The organism is Paenibacillus sp. 01T422, from assembly GCF_056398785.1.
Genome location: NZ_JBFTQB010000313.1, coordinates 1 through 7,736 on the forward strand (window position 1 = coordinate 1; position 7,736 = coordinate 7,736).

General features: G+C 48.5%; 9 protein-coding genes. All 9 read left to right on the forward strand.

The window, feature by feature from the left end; genetic code table 11:
* Positions 1-159: 159 nt before the first annotated feature.
* On the forward strand, positions 160-1,731 hold the full coding sequence (locus AC1DUA_RS18135; protein ID WP_477501112.1) for an FAD-dependent oxidoreductase: 1,572 nt from the start codon (positions 160-162) through the stop codon (positions 1,729-1,731).
* 256 nt (positions 1,732-1,987) lie between these two features.
* Positions 1,988-2,497 (forward strand): MerR family transcriptional regulator, encoded by a 510-nt coding sequence (locus AC1DUA_RS18140; RefSeq protein ID WP_477501104.1) that lies wholly within the window; start codon positions 1,988-1,990, stop codon positions 2,495-2,497.
* Positions 2,490-2,930 (forward strand): SRPBCC family protein, encoded by a 441-nt coding sequence (locus AC1DUA_RS18145; RefSeq protein ID WP_477501105.1) that lies wholly within the window; start codon positions 2,490-2,492, stop codon positions 2,928-2,930. Before AC1DUA_RS18140 ends, AC1DUA_RS18145 begins: the two co-directional genes overlap by 8 nt.
* On the forward strand, positions 2,927-3,991 hold the full coding sequence (locus AC1DUA_RS18150) for an MFS transporter (RefSeq protein ID WP_477501106.1): 1,065 nt from the start codon (positions 2,927-2,929) through the stop codon (positions 3,989-3,991). Before AC1DUA_RS18145 ends, AC1DUA_RS18150 begins: the two co-directional genes overlap by 4 nt.
* Positions 3,992-4,065: 74 nt before the next feature.
* Positions 4,066-4,506 carry a hypothetical protein gene (locus AC1DUA_RS18155; protein ID WP_477501107.1) on the forward strand — a complete coding sequence of 147 codons (441 nt, stop codon included), beginning with the start codon at positions 4,066-4,068 and terminating at the stop codon, positions 4,504-4,506.
* Positions 4,507-4,661: 155 nt separating this feature from the next.
* Complete coding sequence (locus tag AC1DUA_RS18160; protein ID WP_477501108.1) at positions 4,662-6,065, forward strand: YcdB/YcdC domain-containing protein; 1,404 nt, start codon at positions 4,662-4,664, stop codon at positions 6,063-6,065.
* A 185-nt stretch (positions 6,066-6,250) separates the two neighbouring features.
* A complete protein-coding gene (locus AC1DUA_RS18165; RefSeq protein ID WP_477501109.1) occupies positions 6,251-6,661 on the forward strand; it encodes a DUF2239 family protein in 411 nt (136 codons plus the stop codon).
* Between the two features lie 93 nt (positions 6,662-6,754).
* Positions 6,755-7,135, forward strand: coding sequence for a DUF1330 domain-containing protein (locus AC1DUA_RS18170; protein WP_477501110.1), 381 nt, complete (start codon positions 6,755-6,757; stop codon positions 7,133-7,135).
* A gap of 18 nt (positions 7,136-7,153) precedes the next feature.
* On the forward strand, positions 7,154-7,736 hold a 583-nt coding region (locus AC1DUA_RS18175; RefSeq protein ID WP_477501111.1), incomplete at its 3' end, for an alpha/beta fold hydrolase.

Sequence of the window (7,736 nt, forward strand, 5' to 3'; positions counted from 1 at the left end):
GGCTAGTACGCTAGCGAAGAACAATGATACCGACCGAGGAATTCTTCGAAGTTTAGGAAGTTCACTTAATTTTTGCAACTTTAGTAAGACACCTTCCGTCTATTAAATAGGTTTAAATTAACTAATGTGGATGAAGGAGGTAATTGATGAATGGCGAGTATGGAAAAAGAACTGCACACTGACATTGCTATTATAGGCGGAGGAGTTGGGGGATGCGCTGCAGCTCTGGCCGCTTGTAGGATGGGAAAGAATGTGTACATGACCGATGAATACGACTGGATTGGCGGTCAGTTGACGAGTCAGGCAGTTCCGCCTGACGAACATAAATGGATTGAGCAATTCGGCTGTACACGAAGCTATCGCAAGTTCCGCGACGAGGTTAGAGAATACTACCGTCAGCACTATCCGTTATCAGAGTATGGGCGTTCGGCATACTATTATAATCCAGGAAATGGTGGGGTAAGCCGGTTGTGTGCCGAACCACGCGTCACGCATGCCGTATTGCAGCAAATGCTCGCGCCGTTCATTAACAGCAGTAAACTTACCATCCATACACGTTGTAAAATCGTAAAAGCGCATCGACATGGAAACAAGATCCAAGCCGTTACTGTCAAACGCGAAAACGGGGAAAAGCTGATTGTTCACGCCTCTTATTTTCTTGATGCAACGGAATGCGGGGATGTATTGCCACTTGCGGAAATCGAATACGTAACAGGAGCAGAATCGAAGTCAGAAACCAACGAGCCTCATGCCTTGGATGGGCCACCAGATCCTCAAGATATACAGGCTTTTACTTATTGCTTTGCGATGGATTACATCGAAGGTGAGAATCATGTCATAGATAAACCAAAAGATTACGAGTTCTGGCGTACTTTTCAAGCGCCGTTTTGGCCGAATCCGCAGTTGAATTGGGTTTCGCCCGATCCCAAGACGCTGGAACCAACAGAAGAAACGCTTTTTCCCGGTACGGATAAATATCCTTTGTTTATCTATCGCCGGATTGTGGATAGAGCGAACTACTCGGCCGGAACATACCCGTCTGATATTTCGTTAGTAAATTGGGCGCAAAACGATTACTTTCTTGGCAATGTTTACGATGTACCTGAGCAGCTGGCCGAAAAGCATCTGCATCAAGCAAAACAACTGAGTTTTTCTTTGCTATACTGGCTACAGACGGAAGCTCCACGGCCTGACGGGGGAGTGGGTTATCCGGGGCTGAGGCTGCGTCCGGACGTTGTCGGGACCGCGGATGGCATGGCCCAGGCGCCGTATATTCGAGAATCGCGTAGGATCAAAGCGGAGTTCACGATTTTGGAACAGCATGTAAGCACAGCCATACGAGGTGATCAAGGGGCAGTAGAGTTCCCTGACAGCGTAGGCATTGGATGTTACCGGATTGATTTGCATCCGAGTATGAATGGACGGAATTTCCTCGATATTTCTTCGTTGCCTTTTCAGATTCCATTAGGAAGTCTGATTCCCAAGGAGGTTACGAACTTGCTAGCTGCCTGCAAGAATATAGGAACAACCCATATTACCAATGGTTGCTACAGGCTTCATCCCGTTGAATGGAATATCGGGGAGTCCGCAGGTTATACAGCTGCATTTTGTTTGGACCAAGGCATGACTCCTAGTAGGGTTCGCGCAGACGCAGCAAAGCTCAAAGAACTTCAAGCTATACTGACGGCGAACGGCGTCGAACTGGCATGGCCTAAGATTGGAGCTGTATAACCTGTCTCGCAGTGAACGCGAAACTTCGACTATGCAAACGAAACCGATAGTAAAATAGAGATCTTATCGAGGCGGCTGGCAATCTACGGCTGCCTCTTACTCGTTATCTGGCAGGTTTCTTGAACGAAACTAATGAGAAGACTTTATCTGTCTGGCAATTAAAGAATTTTTTTTGAAAACCCTTGACCATTACGTAACGTAATGATTTAAAGTGAAGATACCGGTGAAACGCTAGCGACCAAGAAAGGGGAGGATCATGAAACGACAGTGGAAAGTCGGAGAACTTGCAAAAATGGTAGGAATCACAATTCGAACCTTACGTTTTTACGATCAGATCGGTGTGTTTTCGCCATCGGGCTATTCCTCATCCGGATACAGACTGTACACCGAAAAGGACATTTCACGCCTGCAACAAATCTTGTCTTTGAAGGAACTGGGGTTATCTTTGGAACAGATAAAAGTCGTTATGTCCGGAGACCAACTCAGCCTTTTAGACATTATCATCCTTCAAATGGACCGCCTGAAAGAAAATATCCGCATGCAGCAGAAGCTCCTACACGAGCTTGAGAACGTATCAAGCCAGATGCAGAAGAACGAGCCATTTACCGTAGAGCATGTCATGAAAATCACGCGAATGATGAAAATGAATCATGAGAAATTTTTCACCGAAAGAAAGTCGAGCATGGATACCCATCTCGACCGACTTGGAGAATATTTAGACGAGCATCCGGGAGAACCCGGACAAGGAGGATTCGACAATGAATGATCGAACTGCTAAACATTCCACATTCGTCATTGAACGAAACTATAAGCATTCCCCGGCTCGCGTATTCGCTGCATGGGCCGGCCAATCTGCCAAGGCTGGCTGGTTTCCAAAAGCCGATGAGTTTGACTTCCGCGTAGACGGACGTGAATTCAATCGCGGCGGTCCGCCTGGAGGCCCGGTTTTCACATTCGACGCTTGCTATCAGGAGATCGTCGCGGATCGGCGTATTGTCTACTCGTACACGCTTGACATGGAAGACAGGCGTATATCCGTCTCCGTGACGACGGTAGAATTCGAGACTTCGGACAGCGGCACGCGTTTAATTTACACGGAGCAGGGGGTTTTTCTGGACGGTCTTGATACGCCAGAACAGCGTGAGCATGGAACGAGGATCATGTTGGATCGGCTCGGCGATGTTTTAGACAGCCAATGAAAAATCCAGCGATCGAATCTAATTTCCAGGCCGGTTTGAAGGAATGGATTGGACTTGCCGTGTTGTCGTTGCCAGCCTTACTCATTTCGGTTGACTTGTCCGTGATGATTCTCGCCCTGCCTCACATAAGCGTCGCTCTCGGCGCCGATAGCACGGAGCAGCTATGGATCATGGACATATACGGCTTCATGCTCTCCGGTTTCCTGATTACGATGGGTACACTCGGAGATCGGATCGGCCGTCGCAAGCTATTGATGATTGGCGCCGCGGCGTTTGGCTCAGCTTCGGTGTTGGCCGCATTTTCTAACTCTGCCGGAATGCTGATTGCAGCCCGAGCGCTGCTCGGCATTGCCGGAGCGACGGTATCGCCCTCCACGCTGGCCTTGATCAGCAACATGTTCCGCGAGCATAAACAACGCTCCCTCGCCATTGGAATATGGTTCATGTGCTCCATGGGAGGGATGGCACTCGGTCCTGTGATTGGTGGGGCGATGCTAGAACATTTTCCATGGGGAGCGGTTTTCTTGCTCGGCGTTCCAGTTATGGCGCTGCTGTTGCTGAGTGCGCCATTTCTTCTGCCCGAATATCGGGACCCCGCAGCAAGCCGATTGGATATAACAAGCGTCGTACTGTCGCTGTGCGCCATTCTACCTGCTATATACGGCCTTAAGGAAATCGCCAAGCAAGGTCTGCAGATCTTGCCGCTCCTTGCCGTTGCGGCTGGAGTCGCTTCCGGGACGGTTTTCGTACGGCGGCAGCAACGGTTGGAGAATCCGCTAATGGACTTGCGCCTATTCGGAAACTCCGCCTTCAGCACGGCATTAGGCTGTATGTTCGGTATCACCTTGACGGGAGCTTCCATGCTCTTCGTCGCACAGCATCTTCAGTTCGTGGAAGGTCTCTCGCCGCTCCGAGCAGCGATGTGCATGCTCCCGGGAGTGGTAGCGTCGATGGCGGGCATGGTGCTATCGCCGATTATGGCCAGGCAGATCCGGCCGTCGCTCCTCATAGGGGCAGGACTCGCCATCTCGGCGACAGCTGTATTCTGCTATTCCAGGTAGGAGCAGGATCCGGATTCTCTACCCTGATCGTAGGGTATATCTTTTTTAATGCGGGAGCAGCCCCGTTAGCGAGCTTGTCCAGCTATCTTGTCGTCGGATCGGTTCCTCCGGAGAAAGCCGGTTCGGCGGCGTCATTGTTGCAGACGAGCGGTGAATTCGCATTCGCACTGGGTATCGCCATATTAGGCAGCATAGGTACATATGTGTACCGCAGCCAGGTCGCAGGCTTCATACCGAGTGACGTAACGGCGTCAGTAGCCGCAGCTTCCCAGGAAAGCCTGGCTGGGGCAATCACGACAGTAAAGGAACTGCCAGAACCGATAGGTTCGGCACTTCTTCATGGAGCTCGGGAAGCTTTTGACGGCGGCATGCATGCCGCCGTAGCGGTTAGTGGCGTGCTCATGATCTCCATCGCCATTCTCACCTTGGTCAAACTCCGGCATATACGGCCCATTGGGGAGCAAGCGCCTGCGAGATGGAATTGTCGTCGTAAGTATAGTTCAAGCATCAAATGACGGCAGCTGGCATACGACCGGCTGCCGTTTTCCTTTGAAGTAAGAGCCGCGGAGATAAAAATATATTTTTGGAAATTATATGAAATAAAAGAAACTATTTAGAAATCGATTCGTCTAACACTTATGATACATAAATCCCAAAAAATGGAGGTATTATGAAGAAGAGACGATACACTAGCCTTGTATTGGCCAGCCTATTTACACTGCTTCTGGCAAGCAATGTTGTATTGGCGGCGAATGCCGAATCATCCGAAGTCAAGCTCGATCAGGTTCAGGTTCAGATTCAAAAGTATGCGATGCAGCATATCGAAAAGGAGCGCCCTTTTGCGAAAGATCAACTCGTGTTTGTTGACTATCAAGAGAATACGTTTGTAAAACCGAATTTTTACAATATTCGTTATATGCGAGCCATTGACGGTATTCGGTATCCGGGTAACTACATCAATCTTGATATCGATAAATCAGGGAAGGTTGTAGACGAACAAATTTTGTGGGATAAAAATGTTCAGCTTCCAGAAAGCGAACCTGTGATTTCAGTGGAAGAGGCACGCGCGAAGTTCACCGAGCAGTTGGCTCCGACGATCTCCCGCGTATTCCCGGATCAATTGAACAAAGGTGAGGAGAAAATAGGCATTTATGAATATGTATTATTGGATAATTGGCGAGTCGATGCAGTTACCGGAAAAGTCAACGGCGGCATGAATCAACAGGCTCTAGAACAAGATACGAAGATGTCATCTACCAACAAAGAGATCGAACAACCAGTCGACAGTGCAGAGAAAGCGTTGCAGAGAGCGAGCGAACTAGCTGTGATTCCAACAAATGCTCTAATTCCGCTTATTTATCAGGTAGTCGATGGACTCAATAGTAATTTAAGCGGCCCCTTTTGGAAAGTCATCTGGAGAAAACCAATGGGAACGGAATACTGCTCATCTTCTGCGGAAATTAAACTGAGCACCGGCGAGCTAACATCGCTTTCTAATAGTTGTCCACTAGAGGGCAAACACCTTATCGTCGAGGACGAGGCTAAGCAAATATCAGCCGAATATCTTGAAAAAGCGCTGCCGCGAGCGGCTTCCGCGCTCACGCTGTACTCAATCAAAGAATCGTCTGCCACGCTGCCAACACGAATGGGTGATAAAGCTTACTCGTTGATTTATACTGCAAATGTATCTGGGATTTATTACGGACACGTCTCCATTGTCGTCGACATTCAATCCGGCGAAGTTATCGATGTCATTAACTCCTTGAAAGGCACAATACCTACGGACACCCCAAAGTTCGATGAACCAAAGCTAAAATCAATGCTTCTGAAAGCGTACGATGTAATCCCAACCTACTATACACCTCCGCTGAACCTGATTAACAAAACGGAGGATGCGATAATTCAGACTAATCCAGTTACGATTACGGAAGAACCGGTGAAGCCTGTTTTGGTTTATACCCTTGCACGTAAAGCCAACTACAGTAATTATTTTTTGGATGCAAAAGATGCTGTATGGAGGGACTTCTCAACGGGAAAATTAATTACGGTAGATCAAATCGAATCTAGGAAATAATTATTCGGATACCGAACTTGCGGCAAGAAGTGGATGTACCAGCTCTCAACAGCGCGGCCTCTTAGGCCGCGTCTTTTGCATTTATTCCCTTCATAACGAACAATACAAAATATTTTACCCGGGTAATATTGATTTTTTATTTTTACCCGGGTATAATTAGCGAGGTAGTCAGAAAGGAGGTCAGCATGAGTAATAACCTAACGCACTTTTACTGCACGGCATTTATGGGTGTGGGAGTCATCGCCAGTGGTTCGTTACAGCACGTAGTTACTATAGCGAAAGATGCTCTGGATGACAGAGACCTCACACAGCTGCTTATATTTGATGATGCCACTGGGAAACCAATAGATGTTGATTTTCGTGGGAAGACAGATGACGTGCTCAAACGATTAGGAGAACAGTTTGGTGACCTGCCCGATACGGAAGTGAATCACGAACCTATACGGTTCCAGCAATACGAAGAAGCTCTGCGAGCACTGTATGCGGGTGATTTGGATCGTTTTTACCAATTCATCGATGACTGGGCACCTGATATCCGAAACCATGTCAAAAAATTAGCCGCTAATGCATTCCCTGAAGGGAATGTGGAGGCGTAAATAATTAAAAAAGGAAATACGAAAGGAGCCGCTATGACAGAGTTTGAATCTATTCGTTACATCGAACCAACGCAACGCGCTGGCATGAGATTTATGCAACGAGGCATTGAGGGTAGCATCGTCATGTTGAACCTGCTGCGTTATCGTGATATTGCCGATTACACGGCCAATCCTGAACTAACACCGGAAGTCCCAATCAGCGGTGCCGAAGCTTTCAACCGCTACATTGAGCATACGCTCCCATTTCTCCGTGAAAGCGGTGGTGAAGTGCTGTTTCTTGGCGATGGCGGAGAGTTTCTTATCGGACCCGAAAACGAAAGATGGGATCTTGTTATGCTGATCCGCCAACGCAACGCGCAGTCGTTTCTTGCTTTTTCAAGCCATCAAGACTACCTGGCGGGTATCGGGCACCGGACTGCAGCCATCGAAGATTCACGCCTTCTGCCTATGACGGAATTTCCGATATCGAATTAATTGAAGGAGAAGATGATCATGAACATTCTGAAAGTAAACGGCATTGATTTGGCCTATGACAGTTTCGGTAACGAAAATGACGAGGCGATTATCCTAATCGCCGGGCTTGGAACCCAGATGATCCGATGTACGGTTTCGTTTTGTCAGTTATTAGCAGCGCGGGGCTTTCGCGTGATTCGCTTTGACAATCGCGACGTAGGTTGCTCGGCGCACTTTAACCATTATCAGACGCTGGATTTTAACGCACTGGCGACTGCTCTCATGTCAGGGCAGCGACCGGACATCCCTTACACGCTCGATGACATGGCAGGTGACGTTATCGGACTGCTCGACGCCCTTTCAATTGACCGGGCACATGTCGTTGGCAGGTCGATGGGCGGAATGATCGCCCAGATTGCAGCCAGTGAGTACCCTGAACGTGTTTTATCGGTCACTTCCATTATGTCCAGTTCCGGTAATCCCGCCCTTCCGCAATCTTCCCCGGAAGTTATGGCGATGATGACTACACCAGCGCCGAACCCATTTGAGGATGAAGCAGGATTTGTGGCGCACAGTCTCGCTTTTGCCAAACGAATCGCCGGCACCGGCTATCCGTTCGAAG